The organism is Plantactinospora veratri, from assembly GCF_036421995.1.
In the GTDB taxonomy this organism is placed as follows: Bacteria; Actinomycetota; Actinomycetes; order Mycobacteriales; family Micromonosporaceae; genus Plantactinospora; species Plantactinospora veratri.
This window is the reverse complement of record NZ_JAZGQL010000003.1, coordinates 238,404-260,517: the sequence shown is the minus strand read 5'-3', so window position 1 is coordinate 260,517 and position 22,114 is coordinate 238,404. Positions and strand designations below refer to the sequence as shown.

The 22,114-nt window shown below is 71.5% G+C and carries 23 protein-coding genes; 14 read left to right on the top strand and 9 right to left on the bottom strand.

The window, feature by feature from the left end; all coding sequences use genetic code 11:
* The first annotated feature begins 52 nt into the window (after positions 1-52).
* The 6 genes from V1634_RS04510 to V1634_RS04485 all read left to right on the top strand — a co-directional run bounded on the left by V1634_RS04510 (position 53) and on the right by V1634_RS04485 (position 6,437).
* A complete protein-coding gene (locus tag V1634_RS04510; RefSeq protein ID WP_331206449.1) occupies positions 53-1,153 on the top strand; it encodes an Ig-like domain-containing protein in 1,101 nt (366 codons plus the stop codon).
* A gap of 219 nt (positions 1,154-1,372) precedes the next feature.
* Positions 1,373-1,714 carry a hypothetical protein gene (locus tag V1634_RS04505; protein ID WP_331206448.1) on the top strand — a complete coding sequence of 114 codons (342 nt, stop codon included), beginning with the start codon at positions 1,373-1,375 and terminating at the stop codon, positions 1,712-1,714.
* Positions 1,715-1,769: 55 nt separating this feature from the next.
* Positions 1,770-2,873, top strand: a complete 1,104-nt coding sequence (locus V1634_RS04500) for an FG-GAP-like repeat-containing protein (RefSeq protein WP_331206447.1) — start codon at positions 1,770-1,772, stop codon at positions 2,871-2,873.
* Between the two features lie 70 nt (positions 2,874-2,943).
* On the top strand, positions 2,944-4,029 hold the full coding sequence (locus V1634_RS04495) for an Ig-like domain-containing protein (RefSeq protein WP_331206446.1): 1,086 nt from the start codon (positions 2,944-2,946) through the stop codon (positions 4,027-4,029).
* A gap of 40 nt (positions 4,030-4,069) precedes the next feature.
* On the top strand, positions 4,070-5,302 hold the full coding sequence (locus V1634_RS04490) for an FG-GAP-like repeat-containing protein (protein ID WP_331206445.1): 1,233 nt from the start codon (positions 4,070-4,072) through the stop codon (positions 5,300-5,302).
* Between the two features lie 43 nt (positions 5,303-5,345).
* The gene (locus V1634_RS04485; protein ID WP_331206444.1) at positions 5,346-6,437 is read left to right on the top strand and encodes an FG-GAP-like repeat-containing protein; all 1,092 of its coding nucleotides are present in this window, start codon (positions 5,346-5,348) and stop codon (positions 6,435-6,437) included.
* Here V1634_RS04485 and V1634_RS04480 read toward each other — a convergent pair.
* The 3 genes from V1634_RS04480 to V1634_RS04470 all read right to left on the bottom strand — a co-directional run bounded on the left by V1634_RS04480 (position 6,415) and on the right by V1634_RS04470 (position 9,936).
* The gene (locus V1634_RS04480) at positions 6,415-8,106 is read right to left on the bottom strand and encodes a 3-hydroxyacyl-CoA dehydrogenase family protein (RefSeq protein ID WP_331206443.1); all 1,692 of its coding nucleotides are present in this window, start codon (positions 8,104-8,106) and stop codon (positions 6,415-6,417) included. The genes V1634_RS04485 and V1634_RS04480 overlap by 23 nt on opposite strands.
* 138 nt (positions 8,107-8,244) lie before the next feature.
* Positions 8,245-9,294, bottom strand: a complete 1,050-nt coding sequence (locus V1634_RS04475) for an alpha/beta fold hydrolase (RefSeq protein ID WP_331206442.1) — start codon at positions 9,292-9,294, stop codon at positions 8,245-8,247.
* 120 nt (positions 9,295-9,414) lie between these two features.
* Complete coding sequence (locus tag V1634_RS04470) at positions 9,415-9,936, bottom strand: FHA domain-containing protein (RefSeq protein ID WP_331206441.1); 522 nt, start codon at positions 9,934-9,936, stop codon at positions 9,415-9,417.
* A 212-nt stretch (positions 9,937-10,148) separates the two neighbouring features.
* Between V1634_RS04470 and V1634_RS04465 the strand changes: the two genes are divergently transcribed.
* Together V1634_RS04465 and V1634_RS04460 are read left to right on the top strand one after the other, a co-directional pair.
* Complete coding sequence (locus tag V1634_RS04465; protein ID WP_331206440.1) at positions 10,149-11,645, top strand: aldehyde dehydrogenase family protein; 1,497 nt, start codon at positions 10,149-10,151, stop codon at positions 11,643-11,645.
* A gap of 79 nt (positions 11,646-11,724) precedes the next feature.
* Positions 11,725-12,384 carry a class I SAM-dependent methyltransferase gene (locus tag V1634_RS04460; RefSeq protein ID WP_331206439.1) on the top strand — a complete coding sequence of 220 codons (660 nt, stop codon included), beginning with the start codon at positions 11,725-11,727 and terminating at the stop codon, positions 12,382-12,384.
* A gap of 7 nt (positions 12,385-12,391) precedes the next feature.
* Here V1634_RS04460 and V1634_RS04455 read toward each other — a convergent pair whose 3' ends face one another.
* The 3 genes from V1634_RS04455 to V1634_RS04445 form a co-directional block, all read right to left on the bottom strand.
* Positions 12,392-13,234: a MauE/DoxX family redox-associated membrane protein gene (locus V1634_RS04455; RefSeq protein WP_331206438.1), complete on the bottom strand. Its 843-nt coding sequence runs from the start codon at positions 13,232-13,234 to the stop codon at positions 12,392-12,394.
* 75 nt (positions 13,235-13,309) lie between these two features.
* Positions 13,310-13,912, bottom strand: coding sequence for a cell wall protein (locus V1634_RS04450; protein WP_331206437.1), 603 nt, complete (start codon positions 13,910-13,912; stop codon positions 13,310-13,312).
* Between the two features lie 13 nt (positions 13,913-13,925).
* Positions 13,926-14,336 (bottom strand): RlpA-like double-psi beta-barrel domain-containing protein, encoded by a 411-nt coding sequence (locus V1634_RS04445; RefSeq protein ID WP_107260414.1) that lies wholly within the window; start codon positions 14,334-14,336, stop codon positions 13,926-13,928.
* 253 nt (positions 14,337-14,589) lie between these two features.
* Between V1634_RS04445 and V1634_RS04440 the strand changes: the two genes are divergently transcribed.
* A complete protein-coding gene (locus V1634_RS04440) occupies positions 14,590-15,726 on the top strand; it encodes a winged helix DNA-binding domain-containing protein (protein WP_331206436.1) in 1,137 nt (378 codons plus the stop codon).
* Between the two features lie 87 nt (positions 15,727-15,813).
* Here V1634_RS04440 and nucS read toward each other — a convergent pair whose 3' ends face one another.
* The gene (nucS, locus tag V1634_RS04435; RefSeq protein ID WP_331206435.1) at positions 15,814-16,473 is read right to left on the bottom strand and encodes an endonuclease NucS; all 660 of its coding nucleotides are present in this window, start codon (positions 16,471-16,473) and stop codon (positions 15,814-15,816) included.
* Positions 16,474-16,546: 73 nt separating this feature from the next.
* Here nucS and V1634_RS04430 point away from each other — a divergent pair, with 73 nt between their 5' ends.
* The 4 genes from V1634_RS04430 to V1634_RS04415 are packed head-to-tail and all read left to right on the top strand — an operon-like array spanning position 16,547 to position 19,927.
* Positions 16,547-17,179, top strand: a complete 633-nt coding sequence (locus tag V1634_RS04430; RefSeq protein WP_331206434.1) for a DUF4126 domain-containing protein — start codon at positions 16,547-16,549, stop codon at positions 17,177-17,179.
* A gap of 46 nt (positions 17,180-17,225) precedes the next feature.
* Positions 17,226-18,173: a polysaccharide deacetylase family protein gene (locus V1634_RS04425; RefSeq protein WP_331206433.1), complete on the top strand. Its 948-nt coding sequence runs from the start codon at positions 17,226-17,228 to the stop codon at positions 18,171-18,173.
* Between the two features lie 51 nt (positions 18,174-18,224).
* Entirely contained in the window at positions 18,225-19,073 is an 849-nt protein-coding gene (locus V1634_RS04420; protein WP_331206432.1) for an ABC transporter ATP-binding protein, read from the top strand.
* A gap of 2 nt (positions 19,074-19,075) precedes the next feature.
* Positions 19,076-19,927, top strand: a complete 852-nt coding sequence (locus tag V1634_RS04415) for an ABC transporter permease (protein ID WP_331206517.1) — start codon at positions 19,076-19,078, stop codon at positions 19,925-19,927.
* 7 nt (positions 19,928-19,934) lie between these two features.
* Here the strand turns inward: V1634_RS04415 and V1634_RS04410 are convergent, their stop codons facing one another.
* Together V1634_RS04410 and V1634_RS04405 are read right to left on the bottom strand one after the other, a co-directional pair.
* Positions 19,935-20,783: a 3-hydroxyacyl-CoA dehydrogenase family protein gene (locus V1634_RS04410; protein WP_331206431.1), complete on the bottom strand. Its 849-nt coding sequence runs from the start codon at positions 20,781-20,783 to the stop codon at positions 19,935-19,937.
* Positions 20,784-20,939: 156 nt separating this feature from the next.
* Entirely contained in the window at positions 20,940-21,500 is a 561-nt protein-coding gene (locus tag V1634_RS04405; RefSeq protein ID WP_331206430.1) for an NADPH-dependent FMN reductase, read from the bottom strand.
* A 106-nt stretch (positions 21,501-21,606) separates the two neighbouring features.
* Between V1634_RS04405 and V1634_RS04400 the strand changes: the two genes are divergently transcribed.
* A complete protein-coding gene (locus tag V1634_RS04400) occupies positions 21,607-22,101 on the top strand; it encodes a MarR family winged helix-turn-helix transcriptional regulator (RefSeq protein WP_331206429.1) in 495 nt (164 codons plus the stop codon).
* The last annotated feature ends 13 nt before the right edge of the window (positions 22,102-22,114 follow it).

Below are 22,114 nucleotides of genomic sequence, written 5' to 3'. Positions count from 1 at the left end.
TCCCAATTACTCCCCTATGGCGAGGATCCGTACTCGGAGCGAGGAGGCCGCCATGTGGAAGAGACGTATCGGAACGGTGTTGCTGGCGACGGCGGTGATCGCGACCGGAGCGGCACCGCCGGCCCGGGCGGCCGGCCCCGGCGAGCCGATCCTGGCGGACTTCAACGACGACAGCACCATCGACCGGGCGGTTCTCGGAGCCATCCATCCCAACCTCTGCTCGCTGGTCGTCCAGTACGGCTCGGCCCCCGGGGTCTACCTGCCGCCGATCGCGTACGTCTACGAGCGGCCCGGCGGGCCCATCGGCACCAACTGCCCGGACATCGGCACCGCCTTCGACGCCGACAACGATCGGTTCGATGAGCTCTGGCTCGCCTGGAGCGACCGGGTGCCGTCCGACGTCACCTACAACCGGCTCGCCATCGACCACGACTTCCGGACGATCACCACGTTCACGTCGCCGCTGGCCAATCCGCTTTTCATGGCCACCGCCGACTTCACCGGCAACGGCGTCGTCACGCCCTGGGCCGTCGGCCCGGGCGGCTACTACACGAGCGTCCTCACGGACGGCGTCGCGGCCCTCGGCCCGGGTCGTTGGTGCTCGGCCGGGACGCCGACCGCCCGGCACGCCGACTTCGACTTCGACCGGCGCGCCGATGCCGTGCTGTCCTACACGGACGGCTGTGCGGACCACGGCAACGGCGTGGTGGTGGTGCAGGACAACGGCAACATCCAGCAACTGGAACTCGACCCGACCGGCCGGACGATTTGGCGGATCCAGGTGGGCCAGTTGGGCGACGACCGGTTCCCTGACATCCGTACCCAGAACCTGACCACCGACGAGGTCAACTACTTCCACGGCACCGGGACCGGCACCTTCGTGCGGGGGCCCGACGCGAACACGGACAGCGTCCAGTTGGCCAAGGTCAAGCCGGTGGCGATCGACGTACTGGCCAACGACTACGCCTCCTCGGAGGCCCGGGTAGTGATCACCGTTCCGCCCCGGTACGGCACCGTACGGGTGCTGAGCGACCGCCGGGTCCTCTACACCCCCCGGCAGCAGCACGGCCGGACCGACCGCTTCACCTACCAACTACAGGGATCGGGTGGGAGATCCAGCGCGGTGGTCACCATCAGGTTCCCGTCGGTCTAGGTGCCCGGGCCCGCGAGACGAATCCGGTTCGAAGATGCTCGCCGAACCAGTCGTCGAGTACGGCAGCTCGGCCGACCAATAGCATCTGAGCTGCTGTTTCGTCGTGCCACTCCGGTGTCGGATCACGGTCAGCATCAGTCGATATCACCAGAATCGGTCTAGCGTCCCAAACATGGGCCGATCCGACTGACCCACCAAAGCACTACATAGGGGAGCACTATGTGGAGCGGACGCCTCAGCACCGCGATCCTGGTCGCGGTCGGCACCGTCGGCGTGCTGGCCCCCGTGGTCCCGGCCGACATGCCCACGGGCCACCACGGGCACGGACCCGACCACCGCGACCACCGCCCGACATACATCGGCGTCCCGACGTCCAGCCTCCGCGCCACGCCCACCCCGTACCCGGTCGGCCCGGATGGGACCCTCGTCGCCGTCGCCGACATCGACCGGTTCCCCCACGCCCCGACCTGGAAGCACCGCCGTGCCGACCCGTTCACCCAGCGGGTGACCGAGGAGGACCGGCGCGACCGGTGCACCGTCCACCTCCGATCCCCGGGCTGACCGAGCCCGCACACCGACGTACCTGGGAGGGGCCATGTGGCGCAGACGTACTGCCATGACGGTCGTGATCGTGCTCGTGGCCTCGCTGGGGATCGCCGGGCCGGCGCCGGCCCCCACCTGGGCCGGCGGCCGCGGTGAGCAGATCTTCGGCGACGTCGACGGGGACGGCTTCGGTGACCGGGTCACCCTGGGTCTGGTCCAGCCCGACCTCTGCTCGGTGATCGTGGAGCGCGGCACCGCGTCCGGCGACTACCGCCTGCCGGTGGCGTACGTCTACCTCCGGCCCGGCGGATCCGGCATGGGCACCCGCTGTCCGGAGCTGGGCGTCGCCGTCGACCTGGACACCGACCGGCGCGAAGAGCTGGTGGTGGCCTGGTTCGCGGGACCGCCGCCGACTGTGCCGTACAACCTGATGGTGCTCAACGAGTCGTTCCAGCCGTCGTTCGGCCTGGTCTCGGCGATCTTCGCGCCGTTCTATCTCGGCTCCGCCGACTTCAACGGCGACGGCCGGGAGGACGTCTACTCGATCACCGACCAGGGCCAGGGCATCGAGACGTACCTGAACCTGGGCAATGGCAGACTGACCCACGGTCCCGAGCAGTGGTGCGCCCGACCGCTCGAGTACGACCTGGCGGACTTCGACCTCGACGGCGCGACCGACATGGTCAACAGCTACATCGAACGCTGCCTGTCGGTGCAACCGGTCAGCGGGGTCGCGGTGGTGCTCGACGACGGTACCTCCCAGGAACTCGAGCGCGACCCGGCCGGCCTGGAAACCTGGGACACCGCGGTGGTCAACGTCAACGGCGACCGGATCCCCGACATCCGCACGGTCTCCCGGCTGACCGGAACGGTCGAATACTTCATCGGCACCCCGAGCGGTCGGTTCGTCCAGTCGCCGAAGGCGAACACCGATTCCGTCACGCTCACCGGCACCAAGCCGGTGACGATCGACGTACGCGCGAACGACCAGGCGACCGCCGCCGCTACCGTCACCATCACCGTCCCGCCGCGCTACGGCACCGTCCGGGTGATCAGCGGCGGCCGGATCATCTACACGCCTCGGGCGGCCCATGGCGCGACCGACCGGTTCACGTACCAGCTCACCGAGGGCGGCCGCCGGAGCAGCGCGGTCGTGTACCTCCGGTGGACCGGATAGCCCAACCCTCGGCGGGTTGGCAGGCCTGAGGAGCGGAGCCATGAGGGGTAGGCGGATCACCGTCGTTGCCGTGGCGGTAACCATCACGACAGCGGGTTGGGTGGGCGTGGTGGTGGCCGACGCCGTCGCGGGCGGGCCGGCGGAGCCGATCGTCGCCGACGTCAACGGGGACGGCCGGATGGACCGGGTGGTGCTCGACCTCGTCACCACGGGCACCGCGACCACCTGCCGCGCGGTGGTCAACCTGGGCCTCGCCGGCGGTGGGCTGGGGCCGGCCCACCCGTACCCCTTCCTGTCCCTGCCGGCGAACGAGCCCAACTGCCCGGACATGGGGGTGGGGCTCGATCTCGACACGGATCCGGCGGCCGAACTCGCGGTGACCTGGTTCGCCGGCCCGCCGACGACGGTAGCCCACACCCTGCTGGCGCTGGACAACTTCCGGGTCAGCCGCGGGTTCAACGCCATCTTCCAGCCCAGCTTCATCGGCGTCGCCGACTTCGACGCAGACCGGCGGCTGGACATCTACGAGTGGACGGACCAGGGCGAAGGGTTTGCCAGTTACCTGAACCCCGGTACCGGCGCGCTCGTCCCCGGCCCGGTCCGGTACTGCTCGGGCCCGCTCACCCACCGGCTCGCCGACTTCAACCGCAACCGTGCGATGGACGTGGTGATCGCGTACATCGAGGGGTGCGGCGCCTACTTCAGCGGAGTGGTGGTGATCCTCGACGACGGCAGCCAGCGCCACCTGCATTCCGACGTGGAGGGGCTGACGAGCTGGACCGTCGAGACCGGTGATGTCAACCGCGACGGCCTGGTCGACGTGACCACCTACAACCAGCTGACCAACGAGATCACCACCTTCATCGGGCTCGGCAACGGCAACTTCGTCCGGTCGCCCGTGGCGGTCCGGGACTATCCGACCGTGAGCGGGCGTCGGGCCACCGGCATCCAGGTGCTGGCCAACGACTACGCCAGCGACCGGGCCAAGGTGACGATCTGGACCCCTCCCCGGTACGGCACGGTCAAGGTCACCACCAACCAGACCATCATCTACACCCCGAATCCGGTCCACCCCCGGACCGACATGTTCGTCTACCGGATCACCCAGGACGGCAAGACGAGCAACGCTGCGGTCAGCCTCAAGATCGTCGATTGACCAGTCGATGTCCGCCGGCCTGTACCACTGGAGGACCGCCATGTGGAGAAGATCGATCGCGGCACTGGCCGCCACGGCCATGGTCGTCACGATCGTCGCGGGGGCGCCGGTGGCCCGGGCCGGCGGCCCGAGCGAGCCCTTCCTCGGCGACCTGAACGGGGACAGCGTGCTCGACCGCGCCCGGCTCGACGGTACGCGCCGTGCCTGCGCCGTCGTGGTGGAGTTCGGCCGGCCCGGTGGCGGCTACCTGCCGCCGCAGCGGCACCCCTACCAACTGCCGGGAGGCACCCGGTCGGCCGACTGCCCGCAACTCGGCGTCGCCGTCGATCTCGACCCCGCCTCGCCGACGACCCCGGGACCGGCCGAACTGGTGGTGGGCTGGTACGACGGGCCACCCAGCCGCCCCGACTACGACCTGCTGGTGCTGCGGAACTTCACCGTGTCGGCCCGGGTGCCGGCGATCGACCGGCCCAACTACATGGGACTGGCCGACTTCGACGGGGACCGGCGGCCGGACGTATATCTCTGGACGGATCAAGGTCAGGGATTCGCCACCTATCTGAACCCCGGCACGGGCACCCTGACCCCGGGTCCGGTGCGGTTCTGTGCCGGTCGTGTCCAGTACCGGCTGGCCGATTTCGACCGGGACCGGGCGATGGACGTGGCGATCGCCTATGCCGAGCACTGTGGCGACGGATCGGACGGGGTCGCGGTCGTGCTCGACGACGGCACGGTGGTCAGACTCCAACAGAGCTACGACGACCGGCAGAGCTGGACCGTCGACACCCTCAACGCGAACCGCGACGGCAACCCGGACCTACTCCTGTACCGCCAGCCGATCGGTCGGATATGGACGTTCCTCGGTACCGGCAACGGCAGCTTCGTCAGTTCCCCACTGGCGATCGGGGACACCGCCACGGTGACGGTCACCGGTTCCGTACGGATCCCGGTGCTCGGCAACGACTGGGCCAGCCGACGGGCCAGCATCAGCGTCGTCGTGCCACCGGCCACCGGCAGCACCGAGGTCACCAGCAGCCGAATGATCGTCTATCGTCCCGCTGCGACCGTCGGCGCCACCGATCGTTTCGTCTATCGGATCACCCAGGACGGCCGGACCAGCGACGCCACGGTTCTGGTCCGGATCGTCCCCCGACCGGTCTTTCCTACCAAGGTCAACCCGGCCTTCCTACCCAGCTCAAGCCCTACCAAACACCGTGTCAGATTACGGTCAAACCAGGCTATATCAGAATGCGTACGCCCTACTCTCCTCTGAGAACGGTCAGCAGGGCGGGGAACCGAGGTCCGAGGAGAGAACCATGTGGGGCCGACGCATCACCACCTTCACCGTCGCGATGATGGCCGCCACCGCCGTGGCCGCACCGGCCGCCCGGGCCGGCTGGCAGGACGAGCCGATCATCGCGGACGTGAACGGCGACGGCCGCGCGGACCGCAACACCCTCGGCGCCCTGCCCGGCACCTCCGACTGCGCGGTCCGGGTCGAACTCGGGCTGGCCGGCGGCGGCTACGGCGCCCCCCTCTCCTACCCGTACCTGACGTCGGCGTCCTACTGCCCGGACATGGGCGTCGGGCTCGACCTCGACAGCGACGCCGCGGACGAGCTGGCGGTGACCTGGTTCGCCGGCCCGCCGTCGTCGATCGACGACACCCTGCTGGTGTTGGACAGCTTCGCCGTCTCGGCCGGCTTCGACACGATCGACCAGCCCAGCTACATCGGCACGGCCGACTTCAACGGCGACGGGCGGCAGGACGTCTACGAGTGGACCGACCAGGGCGACGGCTTCAGCACCTATCTCAACACCGGCACCGGCGCCCTGACCCCCGGCCCGGTGCGGTACTGCTCCGGGCGGCCGCAGTACCACCTCGCCGACTTCGACGCCGACGGCGCGATGGACGTGACCCTGGCGTACGCCGAGGGGTGCGGCGCGTACTTCACCGGCGTGGTCGTGGTGCTGGACAACGGCACGGTGGTGAACCTCCAGGGTGACGCCTACGGCGACGACTACTGGACGGTCGCGGTGGCGGACGTGAACGGCGACGGCCGGCTCGACGTGATCACCACCAGCGACGTGACCGGGACACGGAGCGTCTTCATCGGCACCGGTACCGGCAGCTTCGTGCCGGCCCCGACGGCGATCCGGGACAACCCACGGGTGAGCGCGGTCCGGGCGACCGGAATCCCCGTACTCGACAACGACTTCGCCACCGCTGGCACCCGGGTCACCATCGTGACCCGGCCGGCGCACGGCACGGTGCAGGTCACCACCGGGCGGACGGTCATCTACCGGCCGTACCCCGGGCACCGGGCCAGCTCCGACCGGTTCGTCTACCGGCTCACCGACTCCGGGCGGACCAGCAGCGCGGCGGTCAGCCTGCGGATCGCCCGCTGACATCCGGGCCGGCGGCCACCTGGCGGAACCGCCGGCCGGCGGTGACGAGCTGCTCCAGCAGGGGCGCCGGGGCGAGCCCCGGTTCCCGGGACTCGCGGTAGAGCGCCCGCTGGACCCGCAGCACCACGTCCGGACCGATCGTGTCCAGCACCTCGAACGGGCCAGCCGGATAGCCGCAGCCGAGCGTCATCGCGTGGTCGATGTCGTCCACGGTCGCGTACGACGCCTCCAGCATCCGCACCGCGTCGTTCAGGTACGGGAAGAGCAGCGCCCGCACCACGAAGCCGGCCCGGTCCCCGCAGACCACGGCGGTCCGGCCCAGCCCGGCGACGACCGACCGGACCGTGCCGACCGCCTCGGCCGAGGTGCGGACGGTACGCACGATCTCCACCAGCGCACCGGCCCGGGTCGGGTCGAGCAGGTGCAGCCCGACCACCTGGGCCGGCTGTCGGGCGGTCATCGCGATCTCGGTCACCGGCAGCGTGCAGGTGGTGGTGGCGAGCACCGTCTCCGGCCCGCAGACCTCGGCCAGCTCGGCGAAGAGCGCCCGCTTGACCGACAGCTCCTCGGCCACCGACTCCACCACCAGGTCGGCGTCAACCAGCCCGGCCAGGGACTCTCCCGGGGAGGCGACCAGCACGTCGTAGCCGGCAGCCCCGAAGAGTTCGGCGAGCCCGGCGACGCCGTCACCCGCGCCGACCACCCCGACCGTGCGCACCGGCCGGGCGCCGTCCGGCGGCGCCGCCTCCGGGGTCTGCCCGTCGGGTACGACGGTGCCCGAACCGGGCCGCTCGTACCGGTAGAAACCCTGGCCGGACTTGCGGCCGAGCAGTCCCGCCGTGACCATCTGGCGCAGCAGCGGCACCGGGGCGTGCCGCCGGTCCCGGCCGCCCCGCCGGTACATGGTCTCCAGGATCTCGTACGCCGTGTCCAGGCCGATCATGTCGAGCAGCGCCAGCGGCCCCATCGGCAGCCCGGCGCCCAGCCGCATCGCGGCGTCGATGTCGTCGCGGCCGGCGTACCGTGACTCGACCATCGCGACGGCCTGGTTGAGGTAGCCGAAGAGCAGGGCGTTGGCGACGAAGCCGGCCCGGTCGCCGATGGTCACGCCGACCTTGCCCAGCCGGGCGCAGAGCGCCTGCACCGCGCCGACCACCTCGGCCGAGGTGGTGACGGTCCGGACCACCTCGACCAGCCGCATCACCGGCGCCGGGTTGAAGAAGTGCATCCCGACCACCCGGTCCGGGCGGCCGGTGGCGACGGCGATCTCGGTGACGCTCAGCGAGGAGGTGTTGCTGGCCAGGATGGCGCTCGGCCGGCAGATCCGGTCCAGGTCGGCGAAGAGCCGCCGCTTGAGGTCGAGCCGTTCGGGTACCGCCTCGATCACCAGGTCGACCTCGGCCAGCGCGGGCAGCCCGACGGCGAAGGTGATCCGGCCGAGCAGCGCGTCCCGGTCGTCGGTGCTCAGCCGGCCCCGAGCCACCGCCCGGTCGGTGGAGCGGGCGAGAGTCTCCCGGCCACGTTCGAGTGCCTCGGCGGTGATCTCGACGGCGACCACCCGCAGACCGCTGCGGGCGAAGACCTCCGCGATCCCGGCGCCCATCGTGCCCAGCCCGATGACGCCGACGGTGGTGATGGTGCCGCCGGCACCGGTCGTCTCGTCTGCCACCCCTTGACCTCCTGCTCCGTTGCGGCGGCCGACTGAACGGCCGCTAGGTCACCCGTGGCGAGTCTGCCACGGTGCGCCGGAGCCCCTCCGCCGGCCGCCGCCTCCGCCCTGCGGAGGATCCCGTCGGGGCACCGGCCCCTACAGCAGGTCCAGCAGGGCGGCGGCGAACTCGACCGGGCGCTCGATGTTGGGTGAATGGCCGCAGCCGGTGAAGACGATCTCGCGGTAGCTGCCGCCCGCCGCCGCGTACCGGTCCAGTACGGCGCGGGTCTGCCCGACCATCGGCTGGGGCGGGCACGCCTGGGCACCCGGCCAGCCGGGCAGTACGCCGAGCGCACCGAGCTGGGCCAGGTCGAAGAGGGAGGTGTCCGAGACGATCACGTCGGAGTCGCCGCGTACCCAGGTGACCGGCGGCTTGACCGGCAGGTCGACCAGCTCGTCGGCGATCCGGAAGTGCTTCGGGGCCAGGGTGTTGAGCACGCCCCGGTCCCCCGGCGCCATCCCCGGCCAGTTGTCGCTGGGCGCCATGGTGCCCGGGTAGTTGTCGTCGCCGGTCGCGGTGGAGAGCACCGAGTCGAGCAGCAGTTCCTCGTCGGCGCCGAGGCTGGCCGGGTCGGCGACGTACGCGGTGCGCAGTACGATGCGCGGGCTGGTCCGCTCGGCGGCGCTGCGGTCACCGGCGGCGAGCCGGGCGACGAAGTCCAGGTTTCCGGTGCCGCCCCCGGTACCGGCGAAGTCCGGCGTGGTCGGGGTGCCGACCAGGTCCCGGGTGCCGCCGAAGCCGTACGGCGAGACCGGTGCCGCCAGCAGCAGCCCGGCCACCCGGTCGGGGTGGTCGACCAGCAACTTCATCGCCACTCCCCCGCCCAGCGAGTGCCCGACCAGCACCGGCCGGGCGTCCGCCGCGCCGAACAGGGCCGGCTCGTCGAGCAGCGCGGCGACGTCGTCGGCGAAGACCCCCAGGCCACGGGTCGCGTCCACCGGCGCGACCTCGGTGCCGCCGTAGCCGCGCAGGTCGGGGGCGACCAGCCGCAGGTCGGTCGGCAGGTGCCGGATCAGCGGTTGCCAGAAGTCGGCGGACGAGCAGTTGCCGTGGATCAGCAGTACCGGTCGGCCGTCCTCGGGGCCCGCCACCAGCACCCGCTGCCGGATGCCGTTCGCCGTGATCTCGTGTCGCCGGATCTCCATCGCAGCGATGATGCCAGCCGGCCCGGGCGCCGGACATGTGGCCGCCCGCCATATCCCGGCGCCGGAGACCGTCCGGGCACCCACTCCGCCCGGCCGGGCGCGGGTGGCGCCGGACGGTCACTACAGGGCGAGGTACACCCAGGTCATCCCGCCGAGGAGGGCGACACAGCCACCGATCACCAGCAGTACCCGCCGAGCGCGCCGGACCGACGTGTCCAGCAACCGGGTCGGCTCGGTGAGCACGCCGGCGAGCGGGTCCGCGGGCGGCGGGTCCGCGGCCGGCGGCGCCAGCTGGCGACGGTACGTTCCCAGCTGGTCGGTGGCGGCGGCGCCCGGGTCGAAGAACCGCAGCTCCAGGTTGCCGAGCCGGATCCGGTCGCCGTCCCGCAGCTCGGTGTGCCCGGAGAGCCGCTCGTCGTTGAGCCAGGTCCCGTTCGTCGACCCGGTGTCGGTGAGCAGCACCCGGCCGGCGGTGAGTTCGACGGTGGCGTGCCAGCGGCTGACCTTGGGATCGTCCAGCAGTACGTCGGCGCCGTCCTCCCGGCCGATCCGGCGTACGCCGGGACGCAGCCGGAAGCTGGCCCCGCGCAGTGGCCCAGAGGTCACGGTCAGTATCGGTAACAGCTCAAGTTGGTCGGACATGGATTTCTCCATCCGGCTTCGCCCCCCACCGACGCGGCAACGTCGGCCCCCGGGTCAGCTTCCCATCCGACCCGGTCCGGTTCCACGTCCTGCCGGTCCGAGTCCTGCTGGCCAGGGAGCGGATCGGGGCTCGCCGGTTCGGCCGAGGGGACATCGGGGTCCGGCGATCCGTATGCCTACCCGTGGGTAATCTTCGGGTCTAGACTTCCGCCATGACGACCGTGAACGCTCCCGGCGTACCCGGGATCGCCGACGGCGAGCTGGTCTCCACCAATCCGGCCACCGGGGAACTGGCCGGGCGGTTCCCGGTCGCCGACGCCGAGGCCGTCGGTCGGACCGTCGCCCGGGCCCGGGAGGCCGGGCAGTGGTGGGCCGGGCTCGACTTCGCCGGCCGGCGGGCCCGGTTGCTGCGCTGGCGGGCGCTGCTGGCCAACCGGATCACCGAACTCGCCGAGCTGTCCCACCTGGAGACCGGCAAGCCGGTCGCCGACGCCGTGGTCGAGGCGTTCAGCGCGATCGACCACCTCGACTGGGCGGCCCGGAACGCCAAGCGGGTGCTCGGGCCCCGCCGGATGCGCTCCCGACTGGTGGTGGCCGAGTTCTCCGCCCGGTTGGAATACCGGCCGTACGGCGTGGTCGGGATGATCGCGCCGTGGAACTATCCGGTACTGACCCCGCTGGGCGCCTTCGGCTACGCGCTCGCGGCCGGCAACGCGGTGGTGCTCAAGCCCAGCGAGTACACCCCCGCCGTCGGGCAGTGGCTGGTCGACACCTTCGCGGAGATCGTTCCAGAGCAGCCGGTGTTGCAGGCGGTGCACGGCCTCGGTGACGTGGGTGCCGCGCTGTGCCGGGCCGGCGTGGACAAGATCGCTTTCACCGGCTCGACCCGTACCGCCAAACTGGTGATGGCGGCCTGCGCCGAGACGCTCACCCCGCTCGTCGTCGAGGCCGGCGGCAAGGACGCCGTGATCGTAGACGACGACGCCGACCTGGACGCCGCCGCCGAAGCCTGCGTCTGGGGCGCCCTCACCAACGCCGGCCAGACCTGCATCGGCATCGAACGCGCCTACGTCACCGCACCCGTCTACGACGCCTTCGTCGACAAGGTGGTGACCAAGGCCGGCCGGCTCACCGTCGGACCCGCCGGCACCGACCTCGGCCCGATCACCATGCCCGAGCAGATCGCCACGATCCGCCGGCACATCGAGGACGCCATCGACCGGGGCGGGCGGGCCGTGCTCGGCGGCCCGGAGGCGGTCCAGCCGCCGTACGTGCACCCGACGATCCTTCTCGACGTACCCGAGGACGCCGACGCGGTCCGCGAGGAGACCTTCGGGCCGACCCTCACCATCAACAGGGTGACCGACGTCGACGAGGCGTTGCGCCGCACCAACGCCGTCCGGTACGGCCTCGGCGGCGCCGTCTTCGGCCGGCGCCGCGCCGCCGAGATCGCCGACCGGATGCGCTCCGGGATGACGGCGATCAACTCCACCCTGACCTTCGTCGGGATGCCGACACTCCCGTTCGGCGGGATCGGCGACTCCGGCTTCGGCCGGATCCACGGCGCCGACGGGCTGCGCGAGTTCGCCCGGAGCAAGGCGGTGACCAGACGGCGCGGACGGTCGCTCCTGCCGGCGATGACCTTCGAGCGGACTCCGGCCCAGGTGGACCGCATCGTCAAGGCCGCCAAAATTATGTACGGGCGGTGACCCTGATCTGACCGATCGTAGGGACAAAAGGACGACTAAGGCATCCCTGGCCGCCTCCCGCATCGGTACCGTTCGCCCAATGGGGCTGCACGCGTTGCGATTCCGCCTGGTCGACGGCGAGAATTCCTGGGGTGCCCGGCGGCGGGCGCGTCGGGCCGGATGGCTCGCGGAGACGTTCCCGGACCTGGCCCAGATGTCCGTCATCGACCTGGGCGGACGGGTGAGCACCTGGGCGCAGGCCGGAGTACGCCCGAAACACGTCCACGTGGTCAACCTCGAACAGGCCCCGACCGACGTACCGGACTGGGCGGAGGTGGACCGGGCCGACGCCTGCGCGCTACCCCGGCACATCGCCAACCGCCGCTACGACCTCGTCTTCTCCAACTCGGTGCTGGAGCACGTCGGCGGGCACGAGCGCCGGCTGCGGTTCGCCGAGACGGTGCACGCGCTCGCCGACGCGCACTGGGTGCAGACCCCCTACCGGTACTTTCCGATCGAGCCGCACTGGATCGCCCCGGGCATGCAGTTCACCCCGGTCCGGCTGCGGATCGCGCTGGCCCGCCACTGGCCGCTGGCGCACACCCGGCCGGACTGCCGGGAGACGGCGGTCCAGCAGGTGCTCTGGACCGAACTGGTGGACCGCTCCCAGATGCGGCACTACTTCCCGCACTCCCAGATCCGGGCCGAACGGCTGGCCGGGCTGATCAAGTCGTTGATCGCGGTCCGCAGCGCCGGCTGACCGGAGGTCAGCTCGCGTACGCCGGATCGGCCAGGCTGACCAGGGTGGCTCCGGTCGAGTCGTCCACCAGGGCGACCCGGACCCGGCCCGGCGCCACCTCGGCGGCCGGTACCGCGAAGACCGCCGTCGCCGGCCGGCCCTGGTAGCGGGCCGAGTAGCAGACCATCCGCCAGGACTCCTCCAGCCAGTGTTCCCGTACGTCCGAGGTGAGCAGCCCGGCGACCTGCCGGTACGCGGTACTGAGCTGGAGTTGCTGCACACTGGCCAGCAGCGGAACCCCGGCACCGCCGCGCAGCGGATGGGTGAGCCGGGCGCGGAGCCGGCGCAGCGGCAGCAGCCAGTACGCGTCGAACTCCGGCGACAGCGCGACGATCAGCGCCGCCTCGGCCAGCAGCAGCCCGACCGACGCGACCGGGGCGGCGGCCAGCGCCGGCAGCCAGTACGCGCCACCGGCCGCGATGCCGAAGAGCCCGGCCAGCACCAGCACTCCGGCCCGGGCGATGCCGCGCCCGGTGACCGGGGTGGCCTTGGCGCTCAGGCAGCCGCACGAGGCGTCGGGTGCGACGCGGCGGGCGTACCAGAGATAGCCGACGAAGCCGGCGGCCAGCGCGGCGGCCGCCACCGGTTCGGCGACCGGGGCCGGTGGCAGCACCAGCAGGACGCCGAGCAGCAGCTCGACCCCGCCGAGCACCCGGTACGCCGGCAGCGCCCGGTCCGCGCCGAGCAGCGTGCCGAGCGCCGTGCTACCCACCTGAGCGGCGGCCCGCCGGTCGAAGAGCTTGATCCGGGCCGACCAGATCAACACGACGCCGACCAGCAGAGACTGGAGCGCCGCTAGGAACTGAACCATGTTGCCCTCCTCTCGGGTGTAAGGAAGGGCCCCCGCTTATCGTTTTCTGTTGTAGCGGGGGCCCTTCCTTACACCTCAGTTGGCGGCGTAGACGGTGGCGATGCTGATCTCGTTGGTGTCCGGGTGCCAGGCGCCGATCACCTGGACGTGGCCGCCGACCCGCAGCAGCGAGACGTCGGAGATCGCCGGGGTGCCGTTGTAGACCGCGGCGGTGGTGCCGGGCACGACGTGTCCGACCAGCCGCTTGCCGTGGTGGTCGAGGTGCAGCAGGTTGCGGCCGACCGAGACGATGTGCGCGGTCAGGTTGACGATGTTGGCCCAGAGCGAGTCGGCGGCGAGAGTGCCGTCGGGCAGCCGTACGCCCCGGACGTACATCCCGTCGCCCTTTTCGAGCCGGTCGAAGGTGGTCGGCTGGAACTTCCAGATGCTGGTGCCGTTGGTGACCTGGATCCGGTGCAGCGCACCGTCCGAGCCGGCCAGCAGCACCACGCTGCCGGTGATCGAGGTGACCCGGCCCTCGGCGAAGTTCGGGTCCGGTGCGCCGGGTGCCACCTTCACCGGTTCGGCGGCGAAGGCCGCCTCCGGGGCGAGCGAGCCGAGCGCGGTGGCTCCGGCGATGCCGGCGCCGCCGAGTACGGCCGTGCTGAGCAGTCGCCGACGGTCCATCGTGGTCGCCATCGTGTGCTCCTCCCTACACCGTGTCGACCGAGCACGGCCGCAGCCCCGTGGAGAGGCTGGCGATCGCGCTGTACGCGGCCGGGGTCAGGTCGATGATGCGGTTGGTTCCGCAGGCCGAGCCGCAGCAGGCGCGCTCGCCGCAGAACAGGTCGGTCTGCGGCCCGCAGTCGGCGATCGAGGTGCCGACCCGGGCCCCGGTGCAGAGGTTGGTGGTGTAGTGCACGAACCCGCAGGTCCGGCGGGAGAGGGGGGTGCCGCAGACGTCGGGACGGGTGATCGCGAGGCAGGCGGCCGAGGCGTTCGGCCAGGCGTGTTGGAAGTTGCCGGACGTGCAGGTGCCGCAGGCGCCCCGGCCGGTCGACGCGCACGGGCCCCAGGCGCTGCCGCAACAGAACCAGGACACCTCTCCGGTCACAGCTGCCATGATCGGTCCTCCCTTCGGGGGTTAAGGGAAACGACATTGATCAATATTGACGACAATTATTACGGCGGAAATCCACAGAGTCAATCGATGCTTCTGAAAGTTTTCTTCAACTTCACGACCGGCTCCTCGGCACCGTCCCCGTCCGGTACGCCAGCGAAAAGCTGCCAGGAACTGACCGCAATCCCCGCTAGCCTGCCGGCATGACGACGCCCGGAACCCACCCCTCGCAGACCCGCCCCGCCGGGACCCGCTGATGCGGCGGTTCACGATCGGGCAGGTCCACGCCCGGCGCCTCGACCGGCACGCGCTGCTGACCCCACTGCCGGCGACCGCCCTGGCCGACGTGCCGGCCCGGCTCGGCGGGGTACACGCCCAGGTGCTCTCCGCCGCCGAACTCGGGATCGGGCTGCGCACCGCCGGGACCACCCGGCGCGACGTACGGGCGGCACTCTGGGACCGGCGCGCCCTGGTCAAGACCCGTGGCCCCCGGCTCACCGTGCACCTGCTGGCCACCGCCGACCTTCCGATCTGGACCGGCGCGCTGGCCGAACTGCCGGTACGCCCACTGGAACTGCTCACCGAGGAACAGGCCGAGCAGGTCGTCACGGCGATCGCCGACGCGCTGCGGGACGCCGAACTGACCACCGACGAGCTGACCGAGGCGGTGGTCGCGCGTACCGGGCCGTGGGCGGGAGAACCGGCGATGGCGGCGTTCCAGGGCTGGTGGCCGCGCTGGGTGGAGGCGATGTCGCTGGCCACCCGGCGCGGCGCGATGTGCTTCGGCCCGAACCGGGGGCGGCTGGTGACGTACACCAACCCGGCCCGGTGGCTGCCCGGGTTCCGGCCCGCCGACGGGGCTACCGCGCTCGCCGAGGTGCTGCGCCGCTATCTCCACGCGTACGGGCCGGCCACCCCGGCGCACTTCGCGCAGTGGCTGGCCGCGCCGAAACGGTGGGCCGCCGAGCTGTTCGACTCGCTCGGCGACGAACTGGAACCGGTGACGGTGGCGGAGAATCCGGCCTGGGTACTGGCCGGCGACACCGAACTGCCGGCCGAGCCGCCGCGCGGGGTGCGGCTGTTGCCGTACTTCGACGCGTACCCGGTGGGCTGCTTTCCCCGCGCGGAGGTCTTCCCCGGTCGGGCCGCCACCCGCGCGCTGGCCGGCGGGCAGGCCGGCAACTTCCCGGTGCTGCTGGTCGACGGGCAGGTGGCCGGCGTCTGGCACCAGCGCCGCTCCGGCCGGCGGATCGAGGTGACCGTGGAGTCGCTGGCCGAGCTGACCGCCCGCCAGCTACGGGAACTGGACGACCAGGTGCAGCGGGTCGGCGAGATCCTGGAGGGAAACCCCCGGCTCACCCTCGGCGAGGTGGCCGTCGGCCCGCACGCCTGAGCGCCCCGCCGTGCGGACGGTCGGACCCGCCGTGCGGGCGGTCGGATCGCCGTGCCTACGGACGGTCGGCCCCGCCGTGCCTACGCCTCAGAAGAGCGTCAGCTCGTCCCGCTCGATGCCGCGCAGCCGGTCGTAGTTCACCACCACGCACCGGATGCCCCGGTCGGTGGCGAGCACCCGGGCCTGCGGCTTGACCTCCTGGGCCACGAACATCCCGCTGACCGGTGCGAGCAGCGGATCACGGTTGAGCAGCTCCAGATAACGGGTGAGCTGTTCCACCCCGTCGATCTCGCCCCGCCGCTTCACCTCGACCGCCACGGCGGCACCGGCACCGTCCCGGCAGAGCAGGTCGACCGGGCCGATCGCGGTCATGTACTCCCGGCGGACCAGCGTGAACCCCTCGCCCAGCTCGGTCGGGCTGGCGGCCAGCAGCTCCTGGAGGTGCGCCTCCACGCCGTCCTTGCGCAGCCCCGGGTCGACACCCAACTCGTAGGAGGTGTCCTGGAAGATCTCCTCCAGGGTGATCCGCAACTCCTCGCCCGCCTTGTTGACCACCCGCCACACCCCGGGGGCCTCCTCCAGCCGGCACGGCGGGCTCATCCAGTTCAACGGCTTGTAGGCCCGGTCGTCGGCGTGGATCGAGACCGACCCGTCCGCCTTGACCATCAACAACCGGGTCGCCAGCGGCAGGTGCGCCGAGAGTCGTCCGACGTAGTCCACGGAGCACCGCGCAATCACCAACCGCACCCGACGAGGGTAGCCGAGGGCCCGAATCCCGCTGGGCGCGCCGTCCTGGCGAGTCGGTGCCATCCTGGTATCCGTGTTGGAAGCCCTCACCGGAACCGGTCTCGCGGCATCGGCCGGACTCAACGCGTACATCCCGTTGCTCACCATGGGGCTGCTCGCCAGGTACACCGACGTGGTGAACCTGCCCAGCGGCTGGCAGTGGATATCCAACGGCTGGGTAGTGGCGATCCTGGTCGTGCTGCTCGCGATCGAGATGGTCGCCGACAAGGTGCCGGTGGTCGACCACGTCAACGACGTGGTGCAGACCGTCGTCCGGCCGACCGCCGGTGGGCTCGCCTTCGGGGCGGGTTCCGGGGCGGAGACGGTCACGGTCAGCGACCCGGGCCAGTTCTTCGGCTCCAGCCAGTGGGTGCCGGTGGTGATCGGGGTGCTGATCGCGCTCGGCGTGCACGGGGTCAAGGCCGCCGCCCGGCCGGTCATCAACGCCGGTACGGCCGGCTTCGGCGCCCCGGTGGCGAGTACCGCCGAGGACGCGACCAGCGTGGTCTTCTCGCTGGCGGCGATCCTGCTGCCGGTGCTGGTCCTGCTCTTCCTGCTGGTCGTGCCGCTCTTCGTGGTCTGGGTGGTACGCCGACGCCGGCGCCGCCGGGCGGAGCGGAGAGCCGCCAGGGCCGCCGCCCGGGAGCAGTCCATGGTGGAGTACTGACGCTCCGGGGCGACGGGGACGCGCCGGGGCTGGCATCCTCGTCCGGGTGCTCGCGAAGATCTTTCGGGTGTCCCTGGTCACCGTCGCCGCCGCTGCGCTGGTCGGCGCGCTCGTCCTGGTGGTGACCGTGGTCCGGGACGGCACGTCGGCGACGCCGGCCCGGTTCGATCCGGTCCGGGCCACCGCTGCGGCGACCGGCGGCACACCCACCGCCCCGCCGTCGGTCGCCCCGGAGCCGAGCACCCCGAGCCGGACCGCCGACACCGCTCCGACGCCTCGGCCCGACCCCACGGAGCGGCCCGGCGCGACCCGGCCCGGCACCCGGCCGCCGGTGGTCGACCACGGACCCCGCTCGGGCGACCTGGTGGCGCTGACCTTCGACGCCGACATGACCGACGCGATGCTCGGCAACCTGCGCAGCGGCCGGGCGCGCTCCTACGCCAACCTGCGGATCGTCGAACTGCTGGAGCGGCAACAGGTCCCGGCGACGTTCTTCCTGACCGGCAAGTGGGTCGAGCGCTATCCGGAGCTGACCCGGCGGCTGGCCGGCAATCCGCGCTTCGAGCTGGCCAACCACACGTACGGGCACCTGGCCTTCACGCCGGACTGCTACGGCCTGCCCCGGCTGCCGCCGGACCGGATGACCGAGGACGTGGCGCGGACGTTCCGGCTGGTCGAGCCGTACGGCGGCCGGCAGACCCGCTACTTCCGGTTCCCCGGGCTCTGCCACGACGCCGCCGCGCTGGACGCGCTCGCCCCGCTCGGCCTGACCGTGGTCGACGGGGACGTGGTCAGCGGCGATCCCTTCGCCGGGGCCTGGCGGCCGATCGTCCGGGCGGTGCTGTCGAAGGTCAGGCCGGGCTCGATCGTGGTGCTGCACGTCACCGAGGAGAACGCGGCGATGACCGACGAGGCGCTGCCGCACATCCTGGCCGGGCTGCGGGACCGGGGGCTGCGCCCGGCGCCGCTGTCGGAGGTGCTGGCGGGCGGGTGATCCGGCCGACCCGGTGGCCGGTACGACCGCTCCGTCACGCATAGTTGACGCATGGCAGAGCAGCTCGCGATCTCCGTACGGGGGTTGCGCAAGGCGTACGGCGGCAACGTCGCCGTGGACGGCGTCGACCTGGCGGTGTCCCGAGGCGAGGTCTTCGCCCTGCTCGGCCCGAACGGCGCCGGCAAGACCACCACGGTGGAGATCCTGGAGGGCTACCGGCGCCGGGACGCGGGCGAGGTCAGCGTGCTCGGGGTCGATCCGGACCGTGCGGACGGGCAGTGGCGGTCCCGGGTCGGCATCGTGCTCCAGGGCACCGGCGAGTTCGACGACCTGACGGTGGCCGAGGTGGTGCACCACTTCGCCGGCTTCTATCCGGACCCGGACGATCCAGACAAGGTGCTCGAACGGGTCGGGCTGGCCGAGAAGGCGAAGGCGCGCACCCACACCCTCTCCGGCGGGCAGAAGCGCCGGCTGGACGTGGCGCTCGGCATCGTCGGCCGGCCCGAGCTGCTCTTCCTGGACGAGCCGACCACCGGCTTCGACCCGGAGGCCCGCCGCGAGTTCTGGGAGCTGATCCGCGACCTGGCCGCCGCCGGCACCACGATCGTGCTGACCACGCACTACCTGGACGAGGCCGAGGCGTTGGCCGACCGGGTCGCGGTGATCACCGGCGGGCGGCTGGTCGAGGTGGCCGCCCCGGCCCGGCTCGGCAACCGGGCCGACGCGCTGGCCACGGTCTCCTGGCGTACCCCGGAGGGCGCCGTGGAGCGCGTCGAGACCGCGACGCCGTCGGCGCTGGTCACGGAGCTGGCGGCGCGGTCCGGCGGCGAGGTGCCGGGGCTGACCGTGACCCGGCCCACCCTGGAGGACGTCTACCTACGGATGATCGGGCACCGATGAGCATGTCGACCACCGCGGCGGAGACCGCCAGCAGGCCGCCGGCCGCCGCGCCGGCCCGGCGGGTCGGGCCGGTCGCGCTCGGCCTGCGTCAGGGCCGGCTGGAGGTACGCCAGTTCCTGCGCAGCCGCGAGTCCGTGGTCTTCACCATGCTCTTTCCGGTGGTGATGATCCTGATCTTCGCCTCGATCTTCAAGGGCGAGATCGGCGGCGGGGTCCGGTTCACGCAGTACTTCGTGACCGGCATGATCGCCACCGGCCTGATGACGGTCGGCTTCCAGAGCCTGGCCATCCAGATCCCGATCGAGCGGGACCGGGGCGTGCTGAAGCGGCTGCGCGGTACCCCGATGCCGAAGTGGGTCTACTTCGTCGGCAAGATCATCATGGTCGCCGTGATCGGCCTCGCCGAGACGGTACTGCTGCTCGCCGTCGCCGTGCTGCTCTTCGACCTCACGCTGCCGCAGTCCGCCGACGCCTGGCTCACCCTGCTCTGGGTCTCGGTACTCGGCATCACCGCCTGCACGCTCTGCGGCATCGCCTTCTCCTCGCTGCCCCGTACCGGGCGCGGTGCGTCCGCCACGGTGACCCCGGTGGCCCTGGTACTCCAGTTCATCTCCGGGGTCTTCTTCGTCTTCACCGACCTGCCGAGCTGGATGCAGCAGGTCGCGGCGATCTTCCCGCTGAAGTGGATGTGCCAGGGCCTGCGCTCGGTCTTCCTGCCCGGGTCGTTCGGCGCCCAGGAGCCGGCCGGCTCCTTCGAACTCGGCCGGGTCGCCCTGGTCCTCGGTCTCTGGTGCGTCGCCGGTCTGGTGCTCTGCCTGACCACCTTCCGGTGGACCAGCCGCCGCGACGGCTGAGCTGCGCTCAGTACGAGTAGAAGCCCTTTCCGGTCTTCCGCCCCAGGTCACCGGCGGTGACCATCCGCTGCAACAGCTCCGGCGGGAAGAACTTCTCGTCGGCGGTGTCGGCGTAGATGTTCTTCGTCGCGTGCAGCAGCACGTCGGCGCCGGTCAGGTCGGTGGTGGCCAGCGGCCCCATGGCGTGTCCGAAACCCAGCTTGCAGGCGGTGTCCAGGTCCTCCGGCGAGATCACCCCGGACTCGACCAGCTTGACCGCCTCCATCACCAGCGCGGTGATGAGCCGGGTGGTCACGAAGCCGGCGATGTCCCGGTTGACCACCACGCAGGTCTTGCCGATCTCCTCGGCGAAGGTGCGCACGGTGGCCAGCGTCTCGTCGCTGGTCTTGTAGCCCCGGACCAGCTCGCAGAGCTTCATCATCGGCACCGGGGAGAAGAAGTGGGTGCCGACGACCGACTCCGGCCGGTCGGTGGCGGCGGCGATCTGGGTGACCGGGATGGCCGAGGTGTTGGTGGCCAGCACGGCGCCGGGGGCGCAGATCCGGTCCAGTGCCCGGAACACCTCCTGCTTGATCTCCAGCCGCTCGAAGACCGCCTCGACCACGATGTCCGCGTCGGCCGCCGCCTCCAGTTCGGTGGTCGGGGTGATCCGGTCCAGGGTCGCCTCGACCTCGTCGGCCTCGATCGTGCCCTTGGCCGCGAACTTCTCCAGCGAGGTGCGGATGCCGGACAGGCCGCGGCGGGTGGCGGCGTCGTCGAGGTCGCGCAGGGTCACCTGCCAGCCCGCCCGCGCCGCGACCTGGGCGATGCCCGAACCCATCAGACCGGCCCCGATGACCGCGAGTCGACCCGCCATGTGCTCACTCCTTCGGCTGGATTGTGTCCTCGCAGAGCACCTTAACGGTCGACCCCGGCGCCACTACCGGTCGGTAACAGGGTTCGGGCCGGCGACACCGCGGGGGCATGTCCGCGGTGTCGCCGGCCCGAGCGGTCGTCGCGGGGCCGCGACGGGTCAGCTGGCGCGCAGCGGCGCGAGCGCGGTACTCCAGGCGACGGTCTGGTCGAGTACGGCGCCGAGGGCGTCCGCCTGGTGCGGGCCGGGCTTGAAGACGCTGTAGTTCTCGAAGTCGGTGTGCAGGGAGAGCGCCACCTGGGCCCGTACGTCGGCCATCATCAGCTCGCCGGCGACCAGGCGCAGGTGCTCGACCGCCCGGGCTCCGCCGACCGAGCCGTAGCTGACGAACCCGACCGCCTTGTTGTTCCACTCGGCGAAGAGGAAGTCGATGGCGTTCTTCAGGGCACCCGAGGTGGAGTGGTTGTACTCCGGGGTCACGATGATGAACCCGTCGAACGAGGCGATCTTGGCTGCCCACTCCAGGGTGTGCGGGTTGGCGTACTGGCCCATGCTCGGCGGGATCGCCTCGTCGAGGTGCGGCAGCTTGAAGTCGAGCAGGTCGATCAGCTCGTACTCGGCGTCGCTGCGCTGGCTGGCGATGTCGTACACCCAACGGGCCACGGCCTCGCCGTTGCGGCCGGGGCGGGTGCTGCCGAGGATGATGGCAATTCTGGTCATTGCTGGTTGTTCCCCTCCGGAATGAGCAGCACACATGTGCTTGCCGCGTCAAGGAAATGCCCTGATACTTGCTTTGTCAAGCAACCGCCGTGCTACTGTGTTCTGTATGACAGCCGCGTTGCCTCCGTTGAGCAGCGAGGAGGAGGCCGTCGTCCGGGCCCTGGGCCGGGCGATCATCGTCGTGCCGCGCGCGCTGGACGCCGACCTGACCCGCGAACAGCGCCTGTCGATCAACGAATACAACACGCTGATGCACCTCTCCGAGGCGCCCGACCGCCGGATGCGGATGAACGAACTCGCCACCGCCTGCGACCTCTCGCTCAGCGGGATGACCCGGATCGTCGCCCGGCTCGAGCAGCAGGGCTTCGTCGAACGGATCCGCTGCTCCGAGGACGCCCGAGGCTGGAACGCGGTGCTCACCGGCGCCGGGCTGACCCGGCTCGAGGCGGCCTACCCGACCCACCTGGCCAGCGTCCGGCGGCACGTCGTCGACCACCTCGACGGGCTGGACCTCGGGCAGCTCGCGAACGCGCTGCGCCGGTTCGCCACGACCGGCCGGTGCGCGGAGCACTCGGCCCCGGAGTCCGGGTCCGCCTCCTGACCGGGCCGGCCGC